This window comes from Mesorhizobium sp. B2-6-2, assembly GCF_006440615.1.
In the GTDB taxonomy this organism is placed as follows: domain Bacteria; phylum Pseudomonadota; class Alphaproteobacteria; order Rhizobiales; family Rhizobiaceae; genus Mesorhizobium.
Map to the genome: position 1 here is coordinate 79,090 of NZ_VFUG01000005.1, position 25,400 is coordinate 104,489.

Below are 25,400 nucleotides of genomic sequence, written 5' to 3' on the forward strand. Positions count from 1 at the left end.
TTCAGGTCGCCGAACGTGATCCGCTTCGAAAATGTCGGCCTCCGCTATGGCATGGGTCCGGAGATCCTCCGCGATATCTCCCTGCACATTCCGGAGCGCTCCTTCCAGTTCCTGAGCGGCCCTTCGGGCGCCGGCAAGACGACCTTGCTGCGCCTTTTGTTCATGTCGCTGAAGCCGACACGCGGCCTGATCACCATCTTCGGCAAGGACCGCTCGCGCATATCGCGCGGCGAACTGCCGCTGCTGCGCCGCCGCATCGGCGTGGTGTTCCAGGACTTCCGCCTGCTCGACCACATGACGACCTACGAGAATGTCGCGCTGCCCTTGCGCGTGCGCGGGCGCGAGGAGGCGAGCTACCGCACCGACGTCACCGAGCTGCTGAAATGGGTCGGGCTCGGCGACCGCATGCATGTGCTGCCGCCCGTGCTGTCGGGCGGCGAGAAGCAGCGCGCCGCGATCGCCCGGGCCTTGATCGAACAGCCGGAGATCCTGCTTGCCGACGAGCCGACCGGCAATGTCGACCCGCCGCTGGCGCGCCGGCTGCTCAGACTTTTCATCGAGCTTAACCGGCTGGGCACCGCCGTGGTGATCGCCACCCACGACCTCGGCCTGATGGAACAGGTCGATGCGCGCCGCATGATCCTGGCCGGTGGAAGGTTGGACGTTTATGACTGACCTTCCGGCCGATCACCTCCAGCACGAAGCGCTCGAGACGACGACGGTCCGGCGTGTCCAGCGCAAGACGGCGCCGATCGTGCCGGCGCAGAACATCGCTGGACGGGCGCTGGTGCTGGTCATCGCCATCATGACCTTTCTGTCCTGCCTCACCTTCGGCGCCGTGACGCTGGTGCGCGATACCGCCTCCGTCTGGGAAAACCAGATATCGCGCGAGGCGACGATCCAGATCAAGCCGGCCGACGGTTTGGACATGGAGGCGGCCCTTGCGCAGGCCTCGCAGATCGCCAGCGACTTCCCCGGCGTGAAGGGCACCAAGATCATCGACCGCGACGCGACCGCACGTCTTCTGGAACCGTGGCTGGGCAGCGGCCTCAACATCGACGAACTGCCGGTGCCGCGCCTCATCATCGTCACCATCGACGAGGCCAGCCCGCCCGACTTTGCCGCCATGCGCGCCGCCATCACGCCGAAAATACCGACCGCGGCACTCGACGATCACCGCACCTGGGTCGACCGGCTGGTCGCCATGGCGCGCACGACCGTGACGATCGGCATTGCCGTTCTGGTGCTGATGCTGTCGGCAACCGTGCTGACGGTGGTGTTCGCCACGCGCGGCGCCATGGCCGGCAACGGGCACATCATCGAGGTGCTGCATTTCGTCGGCGCCGAGGCGCGCTTCATCGCGCGCGAGTTCCGCTGGCATTTCCTGGTCACCGGCATGAAGGGCGCGGCCGCCGGCGGCGCCCTGGCGATCGCCGTCTTCATCGTCTTTTCCTGGTGGTCGTCGCGCAACATGGCGACGCCCCAGGCCGACCAGGCAACCGCTTTGTTCGGCAATTTCGCCATCGGCTCAGCCGGCTATTTCGGCGTCGGCCTGATGGTGCTGGTGATCGGCGCGCTGACCGCGGCCACCTCGCATGCGACCGTCGTCGCCTATCTCAGCGACATCGACGTTCGCCAGCCGGATGCGGGCTGACCCATGAGATCAATCCGGAAACTGACGCAAAGCGCTATAAACAAACAAGACAACGATCACACGCGGGACACTTGCCGTAACGCAATGTGCGCCGTCTTACCTATCAACGGCTGCATTTCGGAGTTAACCATTAGAGGCTTTCAGGATTAACCTGAGGATGATGGAAGCGCGGGATTCGATCGAGACGGCTGGACGAATGCCGGCGATGCGCGTGCGCAGCGCTGCCTTCGCCGGGTTCGGTCGTTTGAGGCTCGCCCTGCGCGTCTGCGGTTTCGTGGTTCTCGCCGCGCTGGTGCTTTTTGCCGGCGGCTTCGGCTGGTTTGCCGACAAGGTCAGCCATATGACGACTCCGGCCAATCCGGCCAGGGCCGACGCCATCATCGTGCTCACCGGCGGGCAGTCGCGGCTTGACGCGGCGATGGAGCTGCTGGCCTCCGGCAAAGGCGAACGGCTGCTGATCAGCGGCGTCCATCCGTCGGCTACCAAGCGCCAGCTGCAGGCAGCAATGGGCGGCGACAAGCAGCTCTTTTCCTGCTGCGTCGATATCGACCGCGCCGCGCTCGACACCATCGGCAATGCCGAGGAAAGCGCCAAATGGGTGGAAAACCACGCCTATGGCAGCATCATCATCGTCACCAACAATTACCACATGCCGCGCAGCCTGCTTGAGATGGGCCGGCTTCTGCATGGCGCGCGCCTCGAGCCTTATCCGGTGGTCAACACCAATCTCGGCAATGGCGGCTGGCTGACCAAGCCGGAGGCGCTGCGTGTGCTGCTGACCGAATACAGCAAATATGTGCTGTCTCTGGCGCGCGGCTTCCTGCCGCTGCGCGCGACGCCCGAAGGCGTCACGCTCGCCGAAGCATCGACCGTGGTGAAGAATTAAACCTCAGCCGCCTCATTCCCGCGCAAGCGGGCTATCTCCTGCTCCAGGCCGGCGATGCGCCGGTCGCGCTCGGCAAGTGCGGCCGCGACATCCGCCGCCTCGAAGCGCTGCGGGATGTGCTGCGGGCAATTGGCATCCCAAGCGGAGACCGTGAACAGGATCGCCTGCTCGGGCCGCGCCTTGTAGTCCGCGGGCATCAGCTTCGCCGTCAGCTCCGGGTCATTCTCGACGACACGCGCCCTGCCCCAGATCTTGATGCGCTGCCGGAGCATGTAATCGATCAGGAACAGGAAGGCCTGGTCATTGTCCTCGAGATTGCCCTGGGTGATGAACTGCCGATTGCCGGAAAAATCCGCAAAGCCGATCATGTGCTCGTCCAGCACCTTGAGGAAACCGGCCGGCCCACCGCGATGCTGGATGTAGGGCTGGCCTTCGGCGTTGGCCGTCGCCAAGAACACGCTGGTTTGCGCTTCGATGAAGGCGGCTAGGTCCGGTGTGATGGTTGCCCGCCAGCCGCCGCGATGCTCGACGCGCGCATAGGAATCGCGCGACCCCTTGCGGGACTGGATGGCCTTGACGGTCGGCGTGAAGGCGACGTCGCTGGTGAATTCATTCATGCTGGCGCTCCGCGGACAGAATCGCACATCAATTAGGCTCTTCCGAAAACCGGATGTAGAGAGCATGATTGCAATCTATCTTTCCACATTTCGGAAGAATGATGGACCGCCTCGACGCTATGTCCCTGTTCGTCGCCACGGTGGAGGCCGGCAGCCTTTCCGCTGCAGCCAAGCGCGCCGGCGTGCCGCTGCCGACGGTGAGCCGCAAGCTCTCCGAACTGGAGAGGCACTTGGGGACGCGCCTGCTCAACCGCTCGACACGGCGCCTGACGCTGACCGATGCCGGCCAGTCCTATCTTGCCGCCTGCCGTCGCATCCTGGACGAGGTGAGCGAGGCCGAGCGCGATGCTGCCGGCGAATATTCGAGCCCGACCGGCGAGCTGGTCATCACGGCGCCGGTCGTGTTCGGCCGCCTGCATGTGCTGCCGGTGATCACCGGCTTTCTCGCCGTCTACCCGCAAGTGGATGTCCGCCTGACCCTGTCGGACCGGATCGCCCAGCTGGTCGAGGAGCATATCGATCTCGCCCTGCGCATCGGCGAGCTGCCGGATTCCGCCATGGTTGCAATCCGCGTCGGCTCGATCCGCCGTATCGTCTGCGCAAGCCCCGCCTATCTCGCCTTGCATGGCACGCCGGCGACCCCGCAAGACCTTGCCGGCCACGACTGTGTCACCTTCGAAGGTCTCGCCGCTCCCGCGGCATGGAGCTTCGGAACCGGCAAGGCGGAAACGATAACCCCTGTTCGCTCGCGCCTGCAGGTCAACACCGCCGAAGCGGCCATCGATGCCGCGATTGCCGGGCTCGGGCTGACGAAAGTGCTCTCCTACCAGGCGGATGCCGCGGTGCGCGCCGGCGCGCTGCGGCTGGTGCTGCAGGCCTTCGAACCGCCGCCCTGGCCGGTGAGCCTCGTCCATGCCGGCCAGGGCCGGCTACCGGTCAAGCTGCGCGCCTTCCTCGATTTCGCCGCGCCGCGTCTCAAGGAACGGCTGGCCAGGTCACTCTAGCGGCACCATTCGACAATGGCGGCGTTTCCTTTTTGCCGCCGCTTGGTGTAACCAACGCACACTTCCTCACGGGCCCCTTGCATGCTCATCATCCGCTCGCTGGCGTTCAACTTCGTCTTCTATCTCAGCCTGATCGTCCAGATGATCTTCTGGACGCCTTTCTATTTCCTATCGCCGCGCCACCGCGCCTGGTTCGTGCCGAAATTCTGGTCGCGGACCTCGATGTGGCTCTATGACAAGATCGCCGCGACGAAGAGCGAGATCACCGGTGTCGAGAACCTGCCCGAAGGCTCCTTCATCCTGGCGCCGAAGCATCAGTCCTTCTGGGACGCGATCGCCTTCTTCCCCTATCTCGACGATGCGCTCTACATCCTGAAGCGCGAGCTGACCTGGATCCCCTTTTTCGGCTGGTACATCTTGAAGATGCGCATGATCCCGGTCGATCGCGGCAGCCGCTCGAAAGCGCTGAAAGCGGTCGTCACCGCCACCAGGCAGGAGATGGACCGCAATCCGCGCCAGCTCATCATCTATCCCGAAGGCACCCGCCGCCCGCCGGGCGCCGAGCCGTCCTACAAATACGGCATCGTCGAGCTCTACACGCAGCTCGGCGTTCCCGTCGTGCCGGTCGCCCATGTCGCCGGCCTCTACTGGCCGCGCCGTAAGTTCCTGCGCTATCCGGGCACCATCAAGGCCCGCTTCCTGCCGCCGATCCCGCCTGGCCTCGAGAAGGAGGAATTCATGCAGCGGCTGATCGGCGAGACCGAGGCGGCCTGCGACCAGATGCTTATCGAGGCCGCGCAGGCGCCGAACCCGCCGCCCATGCCGCCGACGTCGGTGAAGCGGCTGGCGGAACTCGGCGTGACCGCGAAGACCTGATCGGCTACCGCAGAGCCGCCAGCAGGGTCGTCAGCACCAGCGTGGCGGCAAACACCAGATTGATGATCTGCGAGGCCAGCGGATCGCGCAGGACGCGCGCGAACGCCGTTCCGGCGAGCAGCCACACGACGTGAATGGCGACGATCATTGCGGCAAGCACCAGCAGCCTGGTGGAGACGCCGAGCGCATCGGCCTGCGACGCGGCGCCGGCGAAAACCGCTGCGATCGCCACATAGGCTTTTGGATTGGCGACGGCGAGCATGAAGCCGCCGAGAAAATCGGGCTTCGTCCCCGTGCTCCCGCGCTCCGCCAATGGCGGCGCTGTCGCTATTTTGAAGGCGAGATAAAGGATGTAGCCTGCCGAGGCGACCGCCAGCACCGGCGCCACTCCCGGCACCGAGGTTAGCATGCCGAAAATCCCGCCCGCCACCGCCAGAAGCACGGCGATCGTGCCGAGCACCACGCCAGACGTGTAACCCAGGGAAGGACGCAGACCGAAAGCCGCGCCGACGGCGGTCACGCTGATCGTCGCCGGTCCCGGGCTGCCCATGACGACCGTCGCCGCCAGGACCAGCGCCAGCATTTGCTGCCAGGTTTGCGCCTCGTTCAAGATGCCATCGGCCATGCCGAACCCTCCTGCCGCCGCGACGCGACAGGACTTAAGCGGGTTTTGTCATGACCGTCTTGGACGATCGTGCGCAGTGCGCTGTCAGGCGCTGGCCCGGTCCAATGCCGCGATGTCGTCGGCCGAAAGCTTGAGCGACGCGGCGCGGATCAGGCTGTCCATCTGGGCCGGCGTGGTGGCGCTGGCGATCGGCGCGGTGACGCCCGGCCGCGCGATGATCCAGGCCAGCGCCACTTCGGCATGCTTGGCCGAATGGCGCTCGGCCACGGCATCGAGCGCGGAAAGGATGCGCATGCCACGCTCGTTGAGATATTCGGCGACGTCTTCGCCGCGCGCGCTCTGGCCGAGATCGGCCTTGCTGCGGTACTTGCCGCTCAGGAATCCCTTTGCGAGGCTGAAATAGGTGATGACGCCGACATCCTCTGCCTTGCAGAGGTCGAGCAGCGGTCCGTCGAGCGACGAGCGGTCGTACAAATTGTATTCGGGCTGCAGCACCTCGTAGCGTGGCAGGCTGCGCAAGCTGGCGACGTCGAGCGCGGCGCGCAGCTGGCCGGCATCGAGGTTGGAGCAGCCGGGATAGCGGATCTTGCCCTTTTCGAGCAGCCGCTGATAGGCGCCGAGCGTTTCCTCGTAAGGCGTGGCCGGGTCCGGCCAGTGCGACAGATAGAGGTCGATGACATCGGTTTGCAGCCGCTTCAGCGACGCCTCGACCGCCTTTTCGATATAGGCAGCGGAGAGGTCGCGCTTGCCCTGGCCCATGTCCGACCCGACCTTGGTGATGACGATGACCTGATCGCGGTTGCCGCGGCTCTTCATCCAACTGCCGATGATGGTTTCCGATTCGCCGCCCTTGTTGCCGGGAACCCAGCGCGAATAGGCATCGGCCGTATCGATGGCGTTGAAGCCGGCAGCCACGAACCGGTCGAGCAGGTCGAAGGAGGTTTTCTCGTCGGCGGTCCAGCCGAAGACGTTGCCGCCCAGGACCAGCGGCGCGATGGAAAGGTCGGTGCGACCGAGACGACGTTTCTGCAAGACTGATCTCCGTGATGCTGGAACGGGCCTGACGCCCAAGGATGCGATGCCGCTAAGCTAGGTCGCGGCCGGGCGCGGTCAAAGGCATGGTTTTGCTTTTTGACCGGACCAGAGCAATTCCAGCAAAAGTGCGTCGCGGTTTTGCGTCTGGAATTGCCTAAAAACAAAGAGATAGAGCATTGGAGGCGAAATTATTTCGCCGAAAATGCGCTTCACGAAGACGCGACCCGACGGCCCACCTCCTCCAGCCAGTGATCGCGGATGCCGAGCGCCTCAAGGTGCTCGAGCGTGCTCAAGACATAGTCCTCGTTTCGGCCGGATTGGCCGACCGCGCCGCGAACGATCCTTGCCGCGTGATCAGCATCGAGCGCGCCGGCATATTGCTCGTGCTGGCGGTCGACGGTGTAGGCGACCGCCTCGACCGAGCCGCCGCCATCCAGCCGGACATCGAGAATGCGTTCGAGATAGATGCTGGTGACCAGCTCGCGCTCGCGCAGATAGGAAAGCACCTCGTCGCGCAGATTGCCCGGAACACGGTAAGCGAGGCCGATGCAGGAGCCGCCTCGGTCGAGGCCGAGAACCAGGCCCGGCCGCGCGCGTGTGCCGCGATGCACGAAGGAATAGACGCAAAGCGAGCGGCGATAGCCGTAAAGCCGGGCGCGGCGCGTCTCGACATGGGCAAATCCGGGCCGCCAGATCAGCGACCCATAGCCAAAAACCCAAAAATCGCCCATATCGCCAAGCCTGATCGCATTCGAGTGAACGACACCGCATCGCCAAGGTGCTTCTTCTGGCCCCCGCTTGTTTCGTATTGGTAAATGCCCGCTCGCCGGGTTAACGAGAGCCGCAGCATGACGTCAAGTGACGAGCGATCGCCCAAACTTCGCCGCCGGCTGTTCTGGCTTGCGGCGTTCATCCTCGTGCTGTTCGCCATTTACAGCGGCGGCTGGTTCTATCTCGCCGACAGGCTCAAGACCGAGGCCGATCAGGCGGTGGCAAGACTGGGCAGCAAAGGGATCGCAGCCGGCTGCGCCAACCTCGCCGTCAGTGGCTACCCAATGAGCTTCACGGTCTCCTGCGACAACATCGCCTATGAAGACGACGCCCGGAAGGTCGCCGCCTCCACCGGCAGCTTCAATGCCGTCGCCGGGATCGCCGGACCCTTGTCGCCGGTCGCCGACCTGCGCGGGCCGCTGAGAACGATGGCGCCCGGCATGCCGCCGCTCTGGATCGACTGGGACCGGTTGCAGGCCAATGTCAAAGTGTGGTGGCCGTTGCCAAGGAGCCTTTCCGTGCAGGCTGAAGGCCTGAACGGTCAGACCGACCCGCAGGACGACACGGATCCGATGCAATTGTTCAGCGCCGGCAAGGCGGCCGGCCAATTGCAGCCGGCCGGCCAGGACATCAATTATGTCGGCGGCTTCGGCGACCTGGAGATCAACGCGGATGCCATCGACGGACGCGTGCTGCCGGCGCTTGACGGCAGCGGCGACGTGACGCTGAAGAACGGCGTAGCGCTGATCGCAGTGCCCCCGAAGAGCCTGCGCGGCCAGTCGATCGAGATCGCTAAGCTCGACCTGTCGTCCGGGACGGCGCGCATCACCGTGTCCGGACCGGTCTCCATCGACGCGGAAGGGCTGGTCGACGGGGACCTGACGATCAAGCTCAAGGACCCGAAAGCGGTGGCATCTATCCTTGCCGGCGCGATTCCCGAGCATAAAAGCGAAATCGAGCAGGGTTTTTCTGCAATTGCCATGCTTGGCAAGGAACCGTCCTTGCCACTCAAGATCGTCAAGGGCAAGGCCTCGCTGGGCTTCATCCCGCTCGGCAAGATCAAGCCGCTTGATTAAAGCATGGTCCCGAACCGAAGGTCAGCGTAGCAAAAGGTGGGAACCGGTTTTCGGGTGAGACCATGCCGACTGAGAAGAGTAACGCAACGATGCCGCAGCCAGTCAGAGTGCTCAGCGTCGGCGCCTTCACCCTCGACACGATCCTTCGCGTCGAAACGCTGCCCGCGCATCAAGGCAAGTTCATCGCCAGCGACGGCGTCCAGATCGCTTCCGGCATGGCGACAAGCGCCGCCTGCGCCGCTCGGCGCCTCGGCGCCGAAGTCTCGCTGTGGGCGAGCGCGGGCCACGATCCGGTCGGCGACCAGCTTATCGCCGACATTCAGGCCGAAGGTATCGACTGCAGCCTCATCCGTCGCGTCGCCGGCGCGCGATCGGCGCTGGCCGCGATCCTGGTGGATGCGCATGGCGAGCGCGTCATCGTCCCCTTCTACGACAAAAAGGCGCAAGCCGATCCCGAGGCGCTGCCGCTTGCCGACCTCTCCGGCTTTGACGCCGTGCTGGTAGATGTCCGCTGGCCGGGCGCCGCGGCGCTGGCTTTGGGCGCGGCCAGATCGATCGGCCGCCCGGCGATCCTGGATGCCGACACCGCGCCGGTCGAGGTGCTGGAGCGGCTCTTGCCCTTGGGCTCGCACATCGTCGCGTCGGAACCGGCTGCGCGCATCGTCTGCGGCCACGCGCTCGACCCCGAAAGCGCTTGCGCCGACCTCGCCTCGCGCACCGACGCCTTTGTCGCGGTGACCGGGGGCGCCGCCGGCACCTGGTGGCATGACCGGGCGACCGGCCACGTGCGCCATGTCGAGGCGCCGAAGGTCAAGGCGATCGATACGCTCGCCGCCGGCGACGTCTTCCACGGCGCCTTCGCCGTCGGCCTCGCCGAGGCCATGCCCATGGAGGAAGCCCTGCGCTTTGCCAGCGCCGCCGCGGCGCTCAAATGCCTGCGCTTCGGCGGCCGCCTGGGCGCGCCGGATCGGGCCGAGACGCTGGCGATGATGGCGGCGCACTGGCCGCCAGCCCAGGGCTAGAACGCAAGATTATCTCGGCCATTTCCGCGAAATCGGCACAAACGCGGCGGAAGCCGCTCAACCTCGTCATTCCAGGGCGGAGCAGCCGCGAAGCGGCGTCGCGGAGACCCTGGAATCCATTCCGTGACCTGAGCCATGGAATGCGGCGGAGCAGAATTCTGCACCGCGACAGCGCTCGGAAGTCACGGAATGGATACTCGGGTCTGCGCGCGTCGCTTCGCTCCTTGCTCCGCCCGTGGATGACGATCGCGACGGGTGTTTCGGCCAATCTTCAGCGCCTGCACCTGCCAAGGCTGGCCGAGCGGCAGGTCAAATCCACGCCGGCGAACCAGGGAAAGGCCTAGGGCTTAGCTGGGTGTTCGACGGCCTGTCGACCAAAATCCGGCACATCAATATCCTGGCCGGCCTCGATGATCGAGCGGCGGATGGCGCGGGTGCGGGTGAAGAGGTCGAACAGCTTCTCGCCGTCGCCCCAGCGGATCGCCCGCTGCAGCGAGGCCAGATCCTCCGAGAACCGCGCCAGCATCTCCAGTATCGCGTCCTTGTTGTGCAGGCACACGTCGCGCCACATGGTCGGATCGGAGGCGGCAAGGCGGGTGAAGTCGCGGAAGCCGGAAGCGGAATATTTGATGACTTCGCTCTTGGTCACCGCTTCCAGATCGTCCGCCGTGCCGACGATGTTGTAGGCGATGATATGCGGCAGATGCGACACGATCGCGAGCGTCATGTCGTGGTGCTGCGGGTCCATCGTGTCGATGTTGGAGCCGCAGCGCCGCCAGAATTCCGAAAGCGTCTCGAGCGCGGCGGGATCGGTGCCCGGCAGCGGCGTGAAGATGCACCAGCGATTCTCGAAGAGATCGGCAAAGCCGGCATCGGGTCCGGACTTTTCCGTGCCGGCCAGCGGATGTCCGGGGATGAAGTGCACACCTTCCGGCACATGCGGCTGCATTTGCGCGATGACGGAGGCTTTGGTCGAGCCGACATCGGTGAGGATGGCGCCCTTTTTCAGCGCTGGCGCGATCTCGGCCGCGACCTCGCCGGACGAGCCGACCGGAACCGAGACGATGACGAGATCGGCGTCAAGCACCGCTTGGCTGGCGTCGGTGCTGTAGGAATCGCCAAGGCCAAGCTCCTCGGCGCGCCTCAGCGTCGATGCGCTGCGCGTCGCGATGGCGATATGGCGGGCCAGCCCTTCGCGACGGATGACGCGGGCGAGCGACGAGCCGATGAGGCCGATGCCGACCAGCGCTACTTTCTCGAACATCGGTGATGCCATGGCGTTCTAGCTTTTCAGGAAGGTCTTCAGCGCATCGATGACGCCGCGATTGGCCTCTTCGATGCCGATGCTCATGCGCAGCGCGTTGGGAAAGCCATAGCCGGTGACGCGACGCAGGATGTAGCCGCGTGCGCTCAGATATTCGTCCGCGGCCGCCGCCGAATGTTTGTTGCCGTCGGGAAAATGGATCAGCACGAAATTGCCGACGCTCGGCGTGACGCGCAGGCCGAGCCCGGTCAGCTCGGCGCTGAGCCAGGCCAGCCATTTCTCGTTATGCGCCACGCTGCGCTCGATATGGGCGCGGTCGCGGATCGCGGCGATGCCTGCCTCAATCGCTGTGGCGTTGACGTTGAAGGGGCCGCGCACGCGGTTGATCGCATCGGCGATATGCGCCGGCCCATACATCCAGCCGACGCGCGCGCCGCCGAGCCCGAGCTTGGAGAAGGTGCGGGTCATCACCACGTTTTCGGAACTGCCGGCGAGCTCGATGCCGGCCTCGTAGTCGTTGCGCCGCACATATTCGGCATAGGCCGCGTCGAGCACCAGAAGCACGTTCTTCGGCAATGCAGCGTGCAGCCGGCGCACTTCCTGGAACGGCACATAGGTGCCCGTCGGATTGTTGGGATTGGCGAGGAACACGATCCGCGTCGCCGGCGTCACCGCGGCCAAAATCGCGTCTATGTCGGCGCGCTCGTCGGTCTCCTTCACCGCTACCGGCTTGGCGCCCGCCGCCTGGATATAGATCTTGTAGACCATGAAGGCGTGCTCGGTGAACACGGCCTCGTCGCCCGGCGCGAGATAGCTCTGCGCCAGCAGCCCCAGGATCTCGTCGGAGCCGTTGGAGCAGATGATGTTGGCCGGGTTCAGCCCATGCACCTCGGCGATCGCCTCGCGCAGCCGGCGGGCAGAGCCATCCGGATAGACATCGAGCTTCGCCGCCACTTCGCGCGCCGCCTCGATCGCCTTCGGCGAGGGCCCGAGCGGGTTTTCGTTCGCCGACAGCTTGTAGACTTTCGTCACGCCGGCCGGCGCGGTGCTTTTTCCCGGCACATAGGCCTCGATGTCCATGATGCCCGCGCGGGGCATCGGACGGGGCTGATCCTGCTTCATGTCACAAATCCGTCGAAAAGGCCTTCAAGGCCGCAGCGGAAATACAGGCCGCGGGCTGGAATGTCGAGTGGCGGCGCTCGGCACCCGCATCCGGTCGCGAGGAGGCCACCCGTTGACGAAGCGCGGCGCTGGTCCTAGAAGGATTGCCAGACTCCCGTGGTGATTTGGCCGGTCGGCTTGCAGCCACGTTAAACAACTCGCTAAAGGGCCGTTTGCAACCTGTAACCGGCTTTGCGACGGCAATGCCGGTTTTTTGTTGTCCGCTGCCGGCCGGACACCGCGTCGGGACGAGACCGATGCGGGACAGGATGAGGACGGACATGGCCGCTCAGCGCGCTGCAAGAACCAACGACGAGGCCGACCATCCGTCGAGCCCGGTGCTGCAGTTCGGCCCCGACAAGCCGCTGAAGCTCGACGCCGGCACCTTTCTTGCGCCTTTCCAGATCGCCTACCAGACCTACGGCACGCTCAACGACGCGCGTTCAAACGCCATCCTCGTCTGCCACGCGCTGACCGGCGACCAGCATGTCGCCAACACCAATCCGGTGACCGGCAAGCCGGGCTGGTGGGAGGTGCTGATCGGTCCCGGCAAGATCATCGACACCAACCGTTTCTTCGTCATCTGCTCCAACGTCGTCGGCGGCTGCCTCGGCTCGACTGGTCCGGCCTCCACCAATCCGACGACCGGCAAGCCCTACGGGCTCGACCTGCCGATCATCACCATCCGCGACATGGTGCGCGCGCAGACGATGCTGGTCGATCATTTCGGCATCGAGAAGCTGTTTTGCGTGCTTGGCGGCTCGATGGGCGGCATGCAGGTTCTTGAATGGGCGGCGAGCCATTCGGAGCGCGTGTTCTGCGTCCTGCCCATCGCCACCGGCGCTCGCCATTCCTCACAGAACATCGCCTTTCATGAAGTCGGCCGACAGGCCGTCATGGCCGATCCGGAGTGGCATGGCGGCAAATATCTCGATTTCGGCAAGCGGCCGGAAAAAGGGCTCGCCGTCGCGCGCATGGCCGCTCACATCACCTACCTTTCGGAAGCCGCGCTCCACCGCAAGTTCGGCCGCAATTTGCAAGACCGCGAGGCACTGACCTTCGGCTTCGACGCCGATTTTCAAATTGAAAGCTATCTGCGCCATCAAGGCATGACTTTCGTCGACCGCTTCGACGCCAATTCCTACCTCTATCTGACCCGCGCGATGGACTATTTCGACCTTGCCGCCGATCACGGTGGGCGCCTCGCCGACGCCTTCGCCGGCACCAGGACGCGTTTTTGCCTGGTCTCCTTCACCAGCGACTGGCTGTTCCCGACCGAGGAAAGCCGATCGATCGTGCATGCCTTGAACGCGGCGGGCGCTTCCGTCTCCTTCGTCGAGATCGAGACCGATCGCGGCCACGATGCCTTCCTGCTCGACGAGCCGGAACTGTTCGCGGCCATCAACGGCTTCATCGCCTCCGCCGCCCGCGCCAGGGGGCTCAGCCTATGACCCCGACAAGTCGCGGAGCTTTCGGACCGGGATCATGCGCCATGCAGGAGGCGAAGCCATGAGCGTCAATCGCGCCCAGCGTGTCGACCTCGAGGTCGTCACCGATCTCATCCCGGCCAATTCGCGTGTCCTCGATGTCGGCTCGGGCGACGGACTGCTTCTGGAGCTCCTGCAGGCGACCAAGCAGGTCGATGGCCGCGGGCTGGAACTGTCTCAGCGCGGCGTCAACGAATGCGTGGCGCGCGGCCTTTCCGTCGTCCAGGGCGATGCCGACAAGGACCTCGAATTCTATCCCGACAAGGGCTTCGATTTCGTCGTGCTCTCACAGACCCTGCAGGCGACCCGCAACCCGAAGCTGGTGCTCGACGAGCTGCTTCGTATCGGCAACCGCGCCATCGTCTCCTTCCCCAATTTCGGCCACTGGCGCGTGCGCTTCTCGCTGCTGGTCAAGGGCAGGATGCCGGTCACCAAGGACCTGCCCTACTCCTGGTACGACACGCCCAACATCCATTTCTGCACCATCCGCGACTTCGTCAACCTGTGCGAGGAGCTTGGCGCGACCGTCGAGAAGGCAACCGCGCTCGACGCCAACGGCCAGAAGATCGGTCTGTCGATGCCCTGGTGGTTCTGGAATTTCTTCGGCCAGCAGGCGGTGTTTTTGCTGAGGCGATGACGGAAATGCGTTTCTTTCGTCGGTCGCCGGCAGTGGTGGAAATCCCCCCGAACATTCTTTCCGAAATACGGGCGGGAATTCTCGTCTGCACATCGCCGCGCAGCGGTAGCAATCATCTTGCAGGTTTGATGGTTTCCGCCGGGCTGGGACATCCGCTGGAATGGTTCGGCGGGCGACGTCTGCTGGAGCTGCCGGATTATCCGCGAGATCCCCGCGCCCAGCTTTTGCGTGCGCTGACACAGGGGCGGTCCTCTACCGGCGTCTACGCAATCAAGCTCTTTGCGAGCCAGTTCGCACAACTTGCCAAGAAGGTGAAGCTGCCAGCCAGCCTTCCGAATTTGAGCTATGTGCGGTTAACACGTGACGATCTGCTCGGCCAGGCGATCTCATGGGCACGTGCGCGTCAAACCCGCGAATTCCGATCCACCGAGATCAGTCATCTGCCGCCACGCTATAACGGCCGGGCAATCGTGGAGTCTCTGGATAAAATTCTGATGGAGAACCTCGCATGGGATGCTTGGTTCGCGAAGAACGGCCTGCCCTGCCTTTCCCTGACTTACGAGCAGATTCAACGCGATCCGGCAGACAGCCTGACGAAACTCGCGCAGCTGGTGGATGTGGAACCCAACTGGGAGACCGACCTGCGATCGGGTCTCGAAATCCAGCGCGATGCAATCAATAAAGAATGGCGAAAGCGTTTCCTGTCCGAATATGCCGACCCGTCCAGCTTCCGATACCGAATGATAAGATAGCTCATCTGACAAATTCGCAGCGCACAATTGGATCCCGATCGTTTGACAGCATGCCGTCAGGGCTATAGCCACTGGTTTGATTAACCGGTGTGCCGCGATGGCTGGACATCCCACCTATTCTATCGTCTTGGAGATGGAGAATGCCAAATCCATCGATTGGGATGAGATTGGCCTTGGCCTGAAGGCCTTGGCGCGCGAGATCGCCCAGGCTTCCGCTACCGGATTTTCGAAGCCGAAGGTCATAATCTCGCATGGCGGCGTCGAAACTGATGCAGTCTCACTGCGAAGCAGCATTGGAGCTGAAGCGCCACAACTGGAGCAAGTTGCCGATCTGGCCTTCGCGTCGTGCCCTGGCGGCAGATATTACGACCTCAAGAACAACGGCATTCCCTCGTGCGAAGGGAGCGTCCTTGTTTTTCTCGATTCCGATACAGTTCCGGAACGGAACTGGCTCTCAACTCTACTGAAACCCTTCGTCGACCAGCCTGAAACCATCTGTGTGAATGGACACACCTATCTTTCATACGACGACTTCTTCTCGCGAACCTTCGCGTTGATCTGGTTTTTCCCGATGGCTGAGGGAGACGAGAGATTCGCCTCGAAGCGCGCTCTCAACGCCAACAACATCGCCTTTCGGCACGACTGGATATCCAGTCACCCATTTCCAGCCCACAACGGCTTTAAGGTCTCGTGCACGTTGCTGATGCACCAGCTTTGGAGCGAAGGCCACAAGATAGTCAACGTGGACGCACGCGTTCACCACTACTCGCCGCGGGGCTGGGGGTTCTTCTTTTGGCGCGCGCTGGTAACCGGCAGGGACGCCGATCGAAAATTCGTCGAGCTTCATGCACCTGGCAGAGCTCAGCGTATCGTCAAATCCGTCACGCGGTGGGGGACTATGTCTTGGCGCACGATCCGGCGAGTGACAGGCCATGCGCGGCAGACCGGCATGCAGTTCTGGCAAATCCCGTTTGCTGTCATTGTCGGACTGGCGTTCTATACGCTGGCGTTTTTCGGCCATTTCAGCCTGGCGGCCGGCCTTGTTCGCGACGAGGTCGAAATGGTGCCGGACTATATCGGGCACAGCTAACGTCAATCTTTTCCCGCTGGACAAGCACATCCGTAGCCTTGTGCGGATGCTCGACGCCGTCGACGAAGATCACGTCGGACTGCGAGCTCTCGGTGCGCAGCGAAAGGATCGCCTGATAGGCCGGTGAATTGTACCAGTCCCGCACATGCTACCTGCCGGGGAATTCGATGACGATCAGGTGCCCGGGCCAGCTGTTCTCGACGACCTCGACGTCGCCGCCATGGACGACGAAGCGCCCGCCGAACGGCGCCAGGGTGGCGTCTATCTTCTCAAGATATTCGACTATCCAGGGACCCGGGGTGACTTGGCGCATATGGGCAACGGCGTAAGCGGTCATGATCCTGCTCCTTGGTGAAACAAAGCCGATCGGTCGGCTTCTTGGAGATCACCATGCGGGAACCAGGTAGTTCGGTCGATTACCTCAGACGTCATCGGGACAAAGCCGCCCGTTGGTTCCTGTTGGCGGGCCGCCGAGCTAACAGGAAGGCCAGTTGTGTTGCCATCAGACCGCAATGTTGCGGAAAAACCGCCAATTTCGGCATTTCTGGGCCGGCCTGGCGTGACACAAAGGTGGCTTTTCTGTAGCGTCGGCCGCAAATCAGAGGTGGACACGAAGATAGCCGTCAGACCTATCCGACGCCAGATCCGACCGGTGGTGGCAGCTCGATGCCGAACCAAGAGGTTCCGCTGATCTCAGTGATCACGCCGACCCACAACCGCCGCAGCCAGGTCGTGCGTGCGGTGGAAAGCGTTCTGGCGCAGACACTTACCCGCTTCGAGCACATTGTGGTCGACGACGGTTCGACCGACGGGACGGCCGCAGCGCTCACCGAAATCCGCGACCCGAGGCTGATCTATGTCGGCGCCAAATGGCGCGGCGCCAATGCCGCGCGCAATGCAGGCATCGAACGCGCGCGGGCGCCGGTCGTGACGTTCCTCGATTCCGACGACGTCTATCTGCCGGACCGCCTGGAACGGACGCTGGCGCGCTTCGACGGGAACCCTTCGCTCGAAGTCCTCATCAGCTCGTTCGTATCGCTGAAGGGCGGCCGCAGCACCAAATGCATCAATCGCGACGCCTTCCTCGACAAGAGCACGCTGCAGCGCGCCCTGGTCTCGCAGACCATCTTCATTGCCGGCTCGGCGATCACCGCAAGACACGAGTCGCTGCTCGCGATCGGCGGCTATGACAGCGACATCACGCGCATGCAGGATCGCGAATTGCTGCTGCGCTTTGCCCAACGCGGCGGCGCCTTGCTGTCCGAGGACATCGACTGGAAGAAGTACAATTCGGAGAATTCGATCTCCGGCCGCCGCGATGGCTATGTCGAGGCCTATGCCAGTCTGATCGACAAGCATCCCTATATCGCCGACCGCTATCCCGACGTTCCGCCTTACATGATAGCGCGCCAGATCATCGCCGATATCCTCAAGGGCAGGTTGCCGCAGGCCTTTTCGGGCTATCATGCCAACCGGTCGTCCAAGTCGCTCGGCTACTCGCCCGCCGAACTCTTGCGCGGCTATGTCGTCGGCCGCCGCTGGCGGCGCGACTGCTACGATGAGTTCCGTGCCAAATACGGCGCCCGGGCGGTCTGAGAAAACCGCAAGACGGCTATCTGTCGAGTTCCGGAAAATAAGGATCGGAAAACCGCTGCCGCAGGCGCTCGCCCAGCAGGCAATCGACCGGCGTCGCATCCTCGACATGGAGGGATCTGGCGTCTGTCAGGCCGCTGACTTCCTGGACCAGCTTGCGGCGGACGGCGGTCGAGAATTCGGACGCCGCGTAGATCGGCAGCACGAACGAACCGGCTCCTCCGGTCACGCAGTCGGCGTAGTAGCGGTCGAGACGGCCGACACTCGGCGACGGACTGATCAGTATAGGCAGGCCGTTGATGACGACACCGCTGGCAACGGCGGCATCGCGGATTACCGTGACGGGCAGCCCGGTATTGTTGGGCCCGTCTCCCGATATGTCGATGACGCGGCGTAGCGCCGAAAAGCCGGTTCTCTCCAGGAGCCCGGCGCCGAAACCGAGGGCACCTGAAATCGAGGTGCCGCGGAAGCTGCGGAACGGCCGCGCGGCGATCTTGTCGGCGAAGGCGTTGGCGCTGTCCTCGCCGTCGATGATCTGCCAGGCAATGGTCCCGTCCTCGCGCACGACGCCCGCCCATTCGAAATAGGCGAGCGCGATGCGGCCATGTGGACCCGAGCGTACGGCGTTGATGAAGTCGGGGTGGCGCAGCGCTTCGACATAGCCGGCGCGCTGCAGGGCGAGTTCACGCTGGTCCATCGACTGCGAGATGTCGACGGCAAGCACAAGTTCCACGTCCACCGGCGTGCCTTTGCCCGGCATGGGCAATGGCGCCGCCTCGGCGCAGGCAAGGCACACAAGCAGGCCGAGCATCGCAAGCATGGCAGCCTCGAACGACCCAGCGGATTTTCCCGGCGATCGCGGCGAAAATAAAGCTATTTCTTCCCGTGGCGGGCAGCGATGGGTGGCGGCTCGATCGCGCCGGCGCGGACACGGGCCGGCTTCAAAGCCGGTGCGCCGGTATCCTTCACGATATTCAGCGCGCGCGGGAAGAACTGAGTGTTGTGCTGGCCCCGCCCGATATTGATGATCGCGGTTTCGGGCAGGCGCTTCTGCAGCATGGCCAGCACCCGCCGCAACGTCGGCCCGTCGAACGCATCCAGGGCTTCGTCGATGATCACCCATTTCGGCTTGCGCAAGGCGAGCCTGGCGAAAGCCAGCGCCCGTTGTTCGTCATCGCCGAGCTCGCGTTCCCACCGCCTGGGACGGTCAAGGGTGGTTGCCAGTGGATCGAGGCCGACCTCGCCAAGCACTGCCGCGATCTCGGCGTCGCTGGCCGGGGCCTTCCCGTTCGGATGATCGAGCACCTCGCGCAGCGTGCCGGCCGGGAAATAGGGCACGCGCGGCACGAAGATGGGGGTCTCGCCGGCCGGCAGGCCGATCCGCCCGCTCCCCCACGGCCACAGGCCGGCAATGGCGCGGAAGAACAATGTCTTGCCGGCGCCCGGCTCACCGGTGATCATGACGCGCTCGCCGGCGTGGATTTCGACATCCGTCTGGGCAAGCTTGGTGCAGCCTTCCGGCGAAGCCACCTGAAGCGTGTCGAAGGTCAGGCTGCCATTGGCGTTTTCGCCGAACTGGATGTGTTTTTCGGTATCATGCAGCGCGTCGGTTTCGGTGAGCGCGATGCGGAAATCGGCCACCCGCATCAGCGTCGCGCGCCAGTCGGCTATGCTGCCGATGTTGTTGATGAACCAGCGCAGGGACGAATGAACCTGGTTGAAGGCGCCGACCGCCATCATCAACCCGCCGAACGAGATGTCGCCCGAGAAATAGACCGGCGAAGCCACCAGGATGGGCGCCACCACCGTTATCCAGCCATAGGTGTCGGTCACCCAGGACAGGTTGATCTGCGCGATGAAGATGCGCCGCATGGCGCCCAGCACCGTGCCGAGATCGAGCTCCAGCCGGCGCCTTGCGTCGGGCTCGCCATGATAGAGCGCGATCGCATCGACATTCTCGTTGATCCGCATCATGGAGGAGCGCAGCTCCGCCTCGCGGGTGTAGCGCTCGCTGTTGAGGCCGATCAGCGGACGCCCGACCAGCCAGCTCAGCCACGAGGCGATGCCGGCATAGAGGAACGCGGCCCAGACCATGTAGCCCGGTATCTCCAGCGAATGGCCGCCGACATGGAACACGAAGCCGGAAGACAGCTCCCACAGCACGCCGATGAAGGGGACCAGCAGGATGAACGACTGCAGCAGGCCGACGCCCAGATCCGTCGACAGATCCGACAAATGAGCGGCATCCTGCTGCATGCGCTGGTCGGGATTGACGCCGATGGCGCCGGCATTGGCCAGCCGGAAGGCTCGCGCCGGGCGCATCCATTGATCGATCAGGTCGAGCGTCAGCGCCTCGCGCAGCCTCAGACGGATCATCTGGTTGAGCCAGGTCTGGCCGATATTGAGCACCAGAAGCCCTCCGGCGATCATCGCAAAGACCAGAAGCTGGTGCAGGAAACCCGTCATGTCGCGCCGGGCCAGCGCATCGTAGAAAGGCTGGTTCCAGCGATTGAGCAGGATCTGTCCGACCGAGGTTGCGACGATGACCGCGACAATACCGATGGAGACCCAGGCAAGTTGCCTGCGCACCGGCGAGGATTTCAGCCCCAGCTTGATCGTCGCCACCTGGTCGGCGAGGCTGCTCGCCTCCACCGAGACAACGGGTTTCTGCGGCCCCGGCTTTTTATCGGTCTGGTCGTCCATGAAGGATATTCCTGGTTTCCGCTGCGGTCATGAATACCGCGCCGAGCGAGCATGCCTTAGCTCGGGCATGCCTCAGATAGGGTGACGATTGCCGCGCGATGCAAGGCGCGGCGATCACGAACGCGTCACTTGGCCAGGCGCGGCGTCAGCCGCACGCCGGCCAAGCCGCGTTGCGCCCTGCGGCGAGAAGACCGGCACGAAGACGCGGCGAGAGGCACGCTGCGCGACCGGCACACCCTGATAGAGCCGCTTCTGCGCCTCGACGACGATGACGCCGGAAAAGATCGGCCAGAACCGCCGGCCGGCCTTCTCCAGCACATTGTGGAAGCGCATCATGAAACGCCGCGGCGACGGCGGGAAGAACAGCGCATCGCTCCATGTCGCCGGGGTGAAATTCGCCTCGCGCAGCAGCTCGGTCAACTGGCCGCGCGAGAACGGCCGGCCATTGCCGAAGGGCGTGTGCTCGAACCGCGCCCAGACGCCGCGCCGGTTGGGCACGACGATGACCACTCTGCCCGCCGGCGACAGCACCCGCCAGATCTCGTTCAGCGTCTCGCGCGGGTTTTCGGCATGTTCGAGCGAATGCACCAAAAGCACGCGGTCGATGCAGGAATCGACCAGCGGCAGCTCCTCGTCGAAGACCAGCGCTGTCGCCGTCGGCCCCGACACCGGCCACACCACCGCGCCTTGCGTTGCCGGCATGAAGGCGAAGACGCGCTCGGCATCGGTGCCGAAGCGTTCCAGCCATGGCAGCGCATAGCCGAGGCCGACCAGCCGCTCATTGGGAACGGTCGCCCATACGGACGACAGCGCCATGGTGATCGAATGCTCGGCCAGGCGCCCGAGCGTGGTCGAATAGAAGGAACGCAGGTCGACGATATCCGAATGCATGCGCGCGACGGTAGCTGTGAAGGGGCCCAAGTTCAACAAAGGCTGAAAGTTCAACAAAGGCGCCGAGTTCAACAAACCCGGATGACATCGGCGGCCGGCCGCCCTATGTCTGCGACGACAAAGGGAGACATGCGATGCCGGTCGAAATCGAGCAGTTCATGTGCCGCACCGACAATTTCGGCGTGCTGGTCCATGATCCGAAAAGCGGCGAGACGGCGATCGTCGACGCGCCGGAAGAAGCGCCGATCCTGGCGGCGATCAAGCGCACCGGGTGGACGCCGACATTGATCCTCACCACGCACCACCATGCCGACCATGTCGAAGCCAATCTGGCGCTGAAGGAACGCTTCAAATTGCGCATTGTCGGCCCGGAAGCCGAGAAGGCGAAGATCCCGGGCATCGACGAGACGGTCAGCCAAGGCTCGGTCGTGCTCCTTGGCGAGGAACGCATCGAGGTCATCGAGACGCCCGGCCATACCGCCGGCCACGTCTCCTACTATCTGCCGGCTTCGAAAGTGGCCTTCACCGCCGACACGCTGTTTGCGCTGGGTTGCGGCCGCCTGTTCGAATGCAAGCCGCCGGTCATGTATGAATCGCTGAAGAAGCTGGCGGCGCTGCCGGCGCAAACCGCCATCTATTGCGGCCATGAATACACCTTGGCCAATGCCCGTTTCGCCGTGACGGTCGACCCCAGCAACCCGGCGCTGAAGCAGCGCGCGGCGAGGATCGAGGCGCTGCGCGCCGACAACAAGCCGACATTGCCGACGACCATCGGCGAGGAATTGTCGACCAACCCGTTCTTGCGCTGGCACGACCCGGCGATCCGTAAGCATCTCGGCATGGAGAAAGCCTCGGACGCCGAGGTGTTTGCCGAGATCCGCAAGCGCAAGGATAATTTTTAGTTCCACCGCATGTCGACCAAAAGGCTCGACGTTCGTCGCAGCAAAGGCCGCCAATGACCAGCGCTGCCGAGATCATCGCAACGCTAGGCCTCAAGCCGCATCCCGAGGGCGGCTGGTACGCCGAGACCTTTCGAGACGCCGCGGGCGGCCCGCGCGGTCATTCGACCGCGATCTACTTCCTGCTCGAGCACGGCCAGCTTTCGGCCTGGCACCGGGTAAAGGACGCGGCCGAGGTCTGGCATTTTTATGCCGGAGCGCCGCTGGCGCTGTCGATGCATGAGGAAGGCGCAGGCGCCGTCATCGAGCAGGTGCTTGGCACGGCGCTTACCGCCGGCGAGCGGCCGCAGACCATCGTGCCAGCCGGCTGGTGGCAGTCGGCGCGCAGCCTCGGCGAATGGACGCTGGTCGGCTGCACCGTGGCGCCCGGTTTCGATTTCGCCGCTTTCGAGCTGGCCCAGTCTGGCTGGCAGCCGCAGACATGATACCGAAAGACATGCCCCATTAACTGTGGTGCAACCAGTGCTTGCCAGCATGTTGGATGATCCGGATACCCATCGTTAAAAGAATGCCAGGGACGTGTCGAGATGAATGACCATCGGCTGCCCGGGCGAAACAAAGCACTCATTGCTGCCTTCGTCGCGATCGGCGTAGCAGGTCTTCTGTTGCGACCTATTTTTCCGAAGAGCATATTTGTCGCGCTGCTTGCAATGAGCACGTTCCTTGAAGCCTACCTGATCTTCTGGTTCTGGAGACTGTTTCAAGAATGGAAACAATCTCCAACGCTTCAAAAGCGCTTGTCCGCTGCGCTTTTTTTCATCGCCCTCGGTGCATCCTTATACATGACATACCTGACACTCCGTTCCATATTGCTGCGATGAGCATCAGTTTGCTGCCATCCATCGAACTCAGGACCAAAGATCAAGACGAACCCAACAAGAACCCCAGCGTGATCGCCAACTGGGCGGCATAGTAAAGCACCCAGACCGCATAGCGCATCCAGACGCGATGCGGCGAGATCGCCGCGAGCAGAAAGCGCTCGGCCGCCAGCAGCCCGTCCGAGGCGATGAACAGCACCGCGCCGGCAATCACCCACGGATGGTCCGTGGTGAGGGCCGAAATGCCCATGACGAGGATCGCCGCGACATAGACGGCGACCGGCGCGCGCAGTTGCGGGCCGACGCGGCGCCAGAGCGCGGCAAGCATGACGATGCTGAATGCGGCCATGGCCAAGGCAATCGCGCCGCGCCAGGGTTCGGCGCTCAACAGGCCGAGCCCGCCGCCTGCCTGCGAAAACAGCGCGATATAGGCGATATGACCGGCGAGAAAGCTCGCCAACCCGCCGAGAAAGGCCTTTTCGCCGTCGCGTGACAGAAAGGCGTCGCCGACGGCGCTGAGTGCCAGCGCCGCGACCAGCAGCAGCGGACCGCCCTGCATGGCGGCAAGCACGGCCAGCAAGGCCACGGCAAGCGTCTTTGCCGCCGTGCGCGTCCACTTCGGCGGCATGTCGAGCGCAAAGGCGTAGATCGCGGCCGCGACGAACGAGAACAAAAGCGTCGCGTTGGCATTGCCGTCGATGCCGCCGGAAAACGGCATCATGCGTTGACCTCCTTGGCCGCCGGCTTGCGCATGAGCAGCGACTTCGCCGCAAGAGCCGCGCCGCCGGTGATGAGCACGCAAGCCGCGAGGATGCGCAGCGACGGCTCGGCGACGCCAGCGGCGATCAGCACCAGCGTCGACAGAAGCGGCGCGGCGTAGCTCGCGGCGCCCAGCACCTGGATGTTGCCGCGCTTGACGCCGATATCCCAGGCATAGAAGGCCGCGCCCACCGGCATCAGGCCGAGCCCGATGACGGCCAGCCATTGTCCGAGGCTGTCCGGCAGCACCGTCTTCTCAAGCAGCAGATGGCAGGCCAGCGACAGCGCCGACGTCGCCGCGCAGAACCAGGTGACGATCGAGGTCGGTACCGACGGAAAACGCCGCGACAAGAGCGAATAGGACGACCACAACAGCGCGCAGACGGCCGCCATCGCATAGCCGAAGGCGTAGCGCGCGTCGAAGGCCAGCCCGCCGCCCTTGGTGACGATCAGGAAGGTGCCGGCAAGGCCGAGCAGCGCGCCGACGACATGGTTCCAGGCAAGCCGCTCGCCCGGCATCAGCGCCGAGCCGAGCACGATCAGCAGCGGCCACAGATAGGCGATCAGGCTCGCCTCGACCGCCGGCGCATTGCGCAGTGCCGTGAAGTAGAAGAAATGATAACCGAACAGCCCGGCAATGCCGATCACCCAGACTTGGCGAGGGATCTTCCGGCCCCGGTCGGAAGCCGGCATCACCAGCCGCGCCACGAGCCCGACGCAGGTGCCGATGGCGAAGGTGATGGCCGACAACAGGAAGGGTGGCACCTGTCCGGAAGCGTTGGTGAGTAGCGCCAGCAGCGCCCACATGGCGACCGCCGAAAACCCGATCAGCGTTGCGCGCCCCATGTTTCCCCCCGCCGGCGCGCGATGGCGCCTGTCCTAATTTACCGCCTCGAACCGTCTCGCGCTGATGGTCAGCGGACCGATCTGAGTCCCGACCGTGGCGCGGATCGGCGCATATACGCCGGATTGGCCGAGCGGTGCAAACGTCACCAGCATGCGGCTCTTGTTCTTCAGGAAATTCAATGCTTTGCGGCCCTTGCGATAGCCCGCCACCGGCTCGAAGCCCATTTTGCAGGTCACCGTGTCGCCCTTGTAGCCCGGCACCGAGATCGAACCCTTGGAGGCATAGGTCAAGGTCAGGTCGGCGCGCATCTCGCCGTCATAGAACTTGACCGTGCGTCCGCAGACCTTGTCCAGGCTGTCGGCGTGGATCACGGTCGCGGCCATCGGATCGAGCACCGATTTCAGGTCGCTATCGCCGAGCGGCACCCAGCTATTCGGATCGCGCTTCTTTGGCGCGGGGACGACTTGCGTGGAGGTGACGGCGCCGTTGTTGAAGCGGATGTCGACCATCGAGGCCTTCTTGCCGGACGTATAGTCGGCCCGGAATGCATGCGGCTGCATCTGCTTGCCGGAAATGGTGCCTTTCGAGGAAATCGTGCCTTTCGTATCGTCGAACAACTTGCCGAGGCCGGCGGCCGAGACGGTGCCATCGATGGCATAGTTGTCGCCTTGGTAGCGGCTGGAGAAAGTCGCCCTGGCGATCGAAAGGCCGAGAAAGGACACCGTATACTCGCCCTTGAACGACTGCGGCGGCGCGGCGGCGAAGCTCGGTGCCGGCACGGCAACGGAAAGCAGGGCGGCGAATGCATGGGAAGGACGGAGCATGGCGGCTGACTGATCCCTGGCGGTTCGGCCGGAACGCAGAGGCTCCAGC

27 protein-coding genes, 1 pseudogene and 1 riboswitch are annotated in these 25,400 nt (G+C 64.0%); of the genes and pseudogenes, 15 read left to right on the forward strand and 13 right to left on the reverse strand.

The window, feature by feature from the left end:
- The first annotated feature begins 15 nt into the window (after positions 1-15).
- The 3 genes from ftsE (at position 16) to FJ419_RS12875 (ending at position 2,540) form a co-directional block, all read left to right on the forward strand.
- On the forward strand, positions 16-675 hold the full coding sequence (ftsE, locus tag FJ419_RS12865; protein ID WP_027167480.1) for a cell division ATP-binding protein FtsE: 660 nt from the start codon (positions 16-18) through the stop codon (positions 673-675).
- Positions 668-1,654, forward strand: a complete 987-nt coding sequence (locus FJ419_RS12870; protein WP_140692658.1) for an ABC transporter permease — start codon at positions 668-670, stop codon at positions 1,652-1,654. The genes ftsE and FJ419_RS12870 overlap by 8 nt, the downstream gene beginning before the upstream one ends.
- A 157-nt stretch (positions 1,655-1,811) precedes the next feature.
- On the forward strand, positions 1,812-2,540 hold the full coding sequence (locus tag FJ419_RS12875) for a YdcF family protein (protein WP_140692661.1): 729 nt from the start codon (positions 1,812-1,814) through the stop codon (positions 2,538-2,540).
- Here FJ419_RS12875 and FJ419_RS12880 read toward each other — a convergent pair.
- On the reverse strand, positions 2,537-3,157 hold the full coding sequence (locus FJ419_RS12880; RefSeq protein ID WP_140692664.1) for a pyridoxamine 5'-phosphate oxidase family protein: 621 nt from the start codon (positions 3,155-3,157) through the stop codon (positions 2,537-2,539). The genes FJ419_RS12875 and FJ419_RS12880 overlap by 4 nt on opposite strands.
- Before the next feature lie 101 nt (positions 3,158-3,258).
- Here FJ419_RS12880 and FJ419_RS12885 point away from each other — a divergent pair, with 101 nt between their 5' ends.
- Positions 3,259-4,161 (forward strand): LysR family transcriptional regulator, encoded by a 903-nt coding sequence (locus FJ419_RS12885; protein WP_140692667.1) that lies wholly within the window; start codon positions 3,259-3,261, stop codon positions 4,159-4,161.
- A gap of 81 nt (positions 4,162-4,242) precedes the next feature.
- Positions 4,243-5,037: a 1-acyl-sn-glycerol-3-phosphate acyltransferase gene (locus FJ419_RS12890; RefSeq protein WP_140692670.1), complete on the forward strand. Its 795-nt coding sequence runs from the start codon at positions 4,243-4,245 to the stop codon at positions 5,035-5,037.
- A 4-nt stretch (positions 5,038-5,041) separates the two neighbouring features.
- On the opposite strand, the gene FJ419_RS12895 is transcribed toward FJ419_RS12890, so the two are convergent.
- The 3 genes from FJ419_RS12895 to FJ419_RS12905 form a co-directional block, all read right to left on the reverse strand.
- Positions 5,042-5,662 (reverse strand): LysE family transporter, encoded by a 621-nt coding sequence (locus tag FJ419_RS12895; protein WP_140692674.1) that lies wholly within the window; start codon positions 5,660-5,662, stop codon positions 5,042-5,044.
- A gap of 84 nt (positions 5,663-5,746) precedes the next feature.
- Positions 5,747-6,694: an aldo/keto reductase gene (locus FJ419_RS12900; RefSeq protein ID WP_140692677.1), complete on the reverse strand. Its 948-nt coding sequence runs from the start codon at positions 6,692-6,694 to the stop codon at positions 5,747-5,749.
- A gap of 212 nt (positions 6,695-6,906) precedes the next feature.
- Complete coding sequence (locus FJ419_RS12905; RefSeq protein ID WP_140692680.1) at positions 6,907-7,428, reverse strand: gamma-glutamylcyclotransferase; 522 nt, start codon at positions 7,426-7,428, stop codon at positions 6,907-6,909.
- Positions 7,429-7,545: 117 nt separating this feature from the next.
- Here FJ419_RS12905 and FJ419_RS12910 point away from each other — a divergent pair, with 117 nt between their 5' ends.
- Both FJ419_RS12910 and FJ419_RS12915 read left to right on the forward strand, forming a co-directional pair.
- The gene (locus tag FJ419_RS12910) at positions 7,546-8,544 is read left to right on the forward strand and encodes a DUF2125 domain-containing protein (protein WP_140692683.1); all 999 of its coding nucleotides are present in this window, start codon (positions 7,546-7,548) and stop codon (positions 8,542-8,544) included.
- Between the two features lie 89 nt (positions 8,545-8,633).
- Positions 8,634-9,566 carry a sugar kinase gene (locus FJ419_RS12915; protein WP_140692687.1) on the forward strand — a complete coding sequence of 311 codons (933 nt, stop codon included), beginning with the start codon at positions 8,634-8,636 and terminating at the stop codon, positions 9,564-9,566.
- A 340-nt stretch (positions 9,567-9,906) separates the two neighbouring features.
- On the opposite strand, the gene FJ419_RS12920 is transcribed toward FJ419_RS12915, so the two are convergent.
- Complete coding sequence (locus tag FJ419_RS12920) at positions 9,907-10,842, reverse strand: prephenate/arogenate dehydrogenase family protein (RefSeq protein WP_181170687.1); 936 nt, start codon at positions 10,840-10,842, stop codon at positions 9,907-9,909.
- Positions 10,843-10,848: 6 nt separating this feature from the next.
- Positions 10,849-11,952: a histidinol-phosphate transaminase gene (gene hisC / locus FJ419_RS12925; protein ID WP_140692693.1), complete on the reverse strand. Its 1,104-nt coding sequence runs from the start codon at positions 11,950-11,952 to the stop codon at positions 10,849-10,851.
- A gap of 146 nt (positions 11,953-12,098) precedes the next feature.
- A riboswitch (SAM riboswitch) is annotated at positions 12,099-12,176 on the forward strand.
- Between the two features lie 96 nt (positions 12,177-12,272).
- On the opposite strand from hisC, the gene FJ419_RS12930 reads away from it, so the two are divergent.
- From FJ419_RS12930 to FJ419_RS12945, 4 genes are all read left to right on the forward strand, one after another.
- Positions 12,273-13,442, forward strand: coding sequence for a homoserine O-acetyltransferase (locus tag FJ419_RS12930; RefSeq protein ID WP_140692697.1), 1,170 nt, complete (start codon positions 12,273-12,275; stop codon positions 13,440-13,442).
- A 58-nt stretch (positions 13,443-13,500) separates the two neighbouring features.
- Positions 13,501-14,115 carry a methionine biosynthesis protein MetW gene (gene metW, locus FJ419_RS12935; RefSeq protein ID WP_140692700.1) on the forward strand — a complete coding sequence of 205 codons (615 nt, stop codon included), beginning with the start codon at positions 13,501-13,503 and terminating at the stop codon, positions 14,113-14,115.
- Positions 14,064-14,867 carry a Stf0 family sulfotransferase gene (locus FJ419_RS12940; protein WP_140692703.1) on the forward strand — a complete coding sequence of 268 codons (804 nt, stop codon included), beginning with the start codon at positions 14,064-14,066 and terminating at the stop codon, positions 14,865-14,867. Before metW ends, FJ419_RS12940 begins: the two co-directional genes overlap by 52 nt.
- Positions 14,868-14,964: 97 nt before the next feature.
- Positions 14,965-15,957, forward strand: coding sequence for a glycosyltransferase family A protein (locus FJ419_RS12945; RefSeq protein ID WP_140692707.1), 993 nt, complete (start codon positions 14,965-14,967; stop codon positions 15,955-15,957).
- Here FJ419_RS12945 and FJ419_RS12950 read toward each other — a convergent pair.
- Positions 15,890-16,294: pseudogene (locus FJ419_RS12950) on the reverse strand (DUF1330 domain-containing protein). The gene FJ419_RS12945 and the pseudogene FJ419_RS12950 overlap by 68 nt on opposite strands.
- 329 nt (positions 16,295-16,623) lie before the next feature.
- On the opposite strand from FJ419_RS12950, the gene FJ419_RS12955 reads away from it, so the two are divergent.
- Positions 16,624-17,553 carry a glycosyltransferase family A protein gene (locus FJ419_RS12955; RefSeq protein ID WP_140692712.1) on the forward strand — a complete coding sequence of 310 codons (930 nt, stop codon included), beginning with the start codon at positions 16,624-16,626 and terminating at the stop codon, positions 17,551-17,553.
- A gap of 16 nt (positions 17,554-17,569) precedes the next feature.
- On the opposite strand, the gene FJ419_RS12960 is transcribed toward FJ419_RS12955, so the two are convergent.
- From FJ419_RS12960 to FJ419_RS12970, 3 genes are all read right to left on the reverse strand, one after another.
- Positions 17,570-18,370 (reverse strand): DUF1194 domain-containing protein, encoded by an 801-nt coding sequence (locus FJ419_RS12960; RefSeq protein ID WP_140692717.1) that lies wholly within the window; start codon positions 18,368-18,370, stop codon positions 17,570-17,572.
- Positions 18,371-18,423: 53 nt separating this feature from the next.
- The gene (locus FJ419_RS12965; RefSeq protein WP_140692722.1) at positions 18,424-20,253 is read right to left on the reverse strand and encodes an ABC transporter ATP-binding protein/permease; all 1,830 of its coding nucleotides are present in this window, start codon (positions 20,251-20,253) and stop codon (positions 18,424-18,426) included.
- Between the two features lie 114 nt (positions 20,254-20,367).
- A complete protein-coding gene (locus FJ419_RS12970) occupies positions 20,368-21,144 on the reverse strand; it encodes a methyltransferase domain-containing protein (RefSeq protein ID WP_095767455.1) in 777 nt (258 codons plus the stop codon).
- Positions 21,145-21,278: 134 nt separating this feature from the next.
- Between FJ419_RS12970 and gloB the strand changes: the two genes are divergently transcribed.
- The 3 genes from gloB to FJ419_RS12985 all read left to right on the forward strand — a co-directional run bounded on the left by gloB (position 21,279) and on the right by FJ419_RS12985 (position 22,924).
- On the forward strand, positions 21,279-22,046 hold the full coding sequence (gloB, locus tag FJ419_RS12975; protein WP_140692725.1) for a hydroxyacylglutathione hydrolase: 768 nt from the start codon (positions 21,279-21,281) through the stop codon (positions 22,044-22,046).
- A 53-nt stretch (positions 22,047-22,099) separates the two neighbouring features.
- Entirely contained in the window at positions 22,100-22,528 is a 429-nt protein-coding gene (locus FJ419_RS12980) for a cupin domain-containing protein (RefSeq protein ID WP_140692729.1), read from the forward strand.
- A gap of 102 nt (positions 22,529-22,630) precedes the next feature.
- Positions 22,631-22,924, forward strand: coding sequence for a hypothetical protein (locus tag FJ419_RS12985; RefSeq protein WP_140692732.1), 294 nt, complete (start codon positions 22,631-22,633; stop codon positions 22,922-22,924).
- 40 nt (positions 22,925-22,964) lie between these two features.
- Here the strand turns inward: FJ419_RS12985 and FJ419_RS12990 are convergent, their stop codons facing one another.
- Genes FJ419_RS12990 through FJ419_RS13000 form a run of 3 tightly spaced genes read right to left on the reverse strand, consistent with a single transcriptional unit; the run spans position 22,965 to position 25,351 of the window.
- Positions 22,965-23,642, reverse strand: a complete 678-nt coding sequence (locus tag FJ419_RS12990; RefSeq protein WP_140692735.1) for a lysoplasmalogenase family protein — start codon at positions 23,640-23,642, stop codon at positions 22,965-22,967.
- A complete protein-coding gene (locus FJ419_RS12995) occupies positions 23,639-24,526 on the reverse strand; it encodes an EamA family transporter (RefSeq protein WP_095767451.1) in 888 nt (295 codons plus the stop codon). The genes FJ419_RS12990 and FJ419_RS12995 overlap by 4 nt, the downstream gene beginning before the upstream one ends.
- A gap of 33 nt (positions 24,527-24,559) precedes the next feature.
- Positions 24,560-25,351 carry a DUF3108 domain-containing protein gene (locus FJ419_RS13000; protein WP_140692738.1) on the reverse strand — a complete coding sequence of 264 codons (792 nt, stop codon included), beginning with the start codon at positions 25,349-25,351 and terminating at the stop codon, positions 24,560-24,562.
- Positions 25,352-25,400: the final 49 nt, after the last annotated feature.

Coding starts and splice junctions, on each gene's coding strand:
- FJ419_RS12870 (WP_140692658.1), top strand. CDS start 668: ATGACTGACCTTCCGGCCGATCACCTCCAGCACGAAGCGCTCGAGACG.
- FJ419_RS12875 (WP_140692661.1), top strand. CDS start 1,812: ATGATGGAAGCGCGGGATTCGATCGAGACGGCTGGACGAATGCCGGCG.
- FJ419_RS12880 (WP_140692664.1), bottom strand. CDS start 3,157: ATGAATGAATTCACCAGCGACGTCGCCTTCACGCCGACCGTCAAGGCC.
- FJ419_RS12885 (WP_140692667.1), top strand. CDS start 3,259: ATGGACCGCCTCGACGCTATGTCCCTGTTCGTCGCCACGGTGGAGGCC.
- FJ419_RS12890 (WP_140692670.1), top strand. CDS start 4,243: ATGCTCATCATCCGCTCGCTGGCGTTCAACTTCGTCTTCTATCTCAGC.
- FJ419_RS12895 (WP_140692674.1), bottom strand. CDS start 5,662: ATGGCCGATGGCATCTTGAACGAGGCGCAAACCTGGCAGCAAATGCTG.
- FJ419_RS12905 (WP_140692680.1), bottom strand. CDS start 7,428: ATGGGCGATTTTTGGGTTTTTGGCTATGGGTCGCTGATCTGGCGGCCC.
- FJ419_RS12910 (WP_140692683.1), top strand. CDS start 7,546: ATGACGTCAAGTGACGAGCGATCGCCCAAACTTCGCCGCCGGCTGTTC.
- FJ419_RS12915 (WP_140692687.1), top strand. CDS start 8,634: ATGCCGCAGCCAGTCAGAGTGCTCAGCGTCGGCGCCTTCACCCTCGAC.
- FJ419_RS12920 (WP_181170687.1), bottom strand. CDS start 10,842: ATGGCATCACCGATGTTCGAGAAAGTAGCGCTGGTCGGCATCGGCCTC.
- hisC (WP_140692693.1), bottom strand. CDS start 11,952: ATGAAGCAGGATCAGCCCCGTCCGATGCCCCGCGCGGGCATCATGGAC.
- FJ419_RS12930 (WP_140692697.1), top strand. CDS start 12,273: ATGGCCGCTCAGCGCGCTGCAAGAACCAACGACGAGGCCGACCATCCG.
- metW (WP_140692700.1), top strand. CDS start 13,501: ATGAGCGTCAATCGCGCCCAGCGTGTCGACCTCGAGGTCGTCACCGAT.
- FJ419_RS12945 (WP_140692707.1), top strand. CDS start 14,965: ATGGCTGGACATCCCACCTATTCTATCGTCTTGGAGATGGAGAATGCC.
- FJ419_RS12955 (WP_140692712.1), top strand. CDS start 16,624: ATGCCGAACCAAGAGGTTCCGCTGATCTCAGTGATCACGCCGACCCAC.
- FJ419_RS12960 (WP_140692717.1), bottom strand. CDS start 18,370: ATGCTTGCGATGCTCGGCCTGCTTGTGTGCCTTGCCTGCGCCGAGGCG.
- FJ419_RS12965 (WP_140692722.1), bottom strand. CDS start 20,253: ATGGACGACCAGACCGATAAAAAGCCGGGGCCGCAGAAACCCGTTGTC.
- FJ419_RS12970 (WP_095767455.1), bottom strand. CDS start 21,144: ATGCATTCGGATATCGTCGACCTGCGTTCCTTCTATTCGACCACGCTC.
- gloB (WP_140692725.1), top strand. CDS start 21,279: ATGCCGGTCGAAATCGAGCAGTTCATGTGCCGCACCGACAATTTCGGC.
- FJ419_RS12980 (WP_140692729.1), top strand. CDS start 22,100: ATGACCAGCGCTGCCGAGATCATCGCAACGCTAGGCCTCAAGCCGCAT.
- FJ419_RS12985 (WP_140692732.1), top strand. CDS start 22,631: ATGAATGACCATCGGCTGCCCGGGCGAAACAAAGCACTCATTGCTGCC.
- FJ419_RS12990 (WP_140692735.1), bottom strand. CDS start 23,642: ATGATGCCGTTTTCCGGCGGCATCGACGGCAATGCCAACGCGACGCTT.
- FJ419_RS12995 (WP_095767451.1), bottom strand. CDS start 24,526: ATGGGGCGCGCAACGCTGATCGGGTTTTCGGCGGTCGCCATGTGGGCG.
- FJ419_RS13000 (WP_140692738.1), bottom strand. CDS start 25,351: ATGCTCCGTCCTTCCCATGCATTCGCCGCCCTGCTTTCCGTTGCCGTG.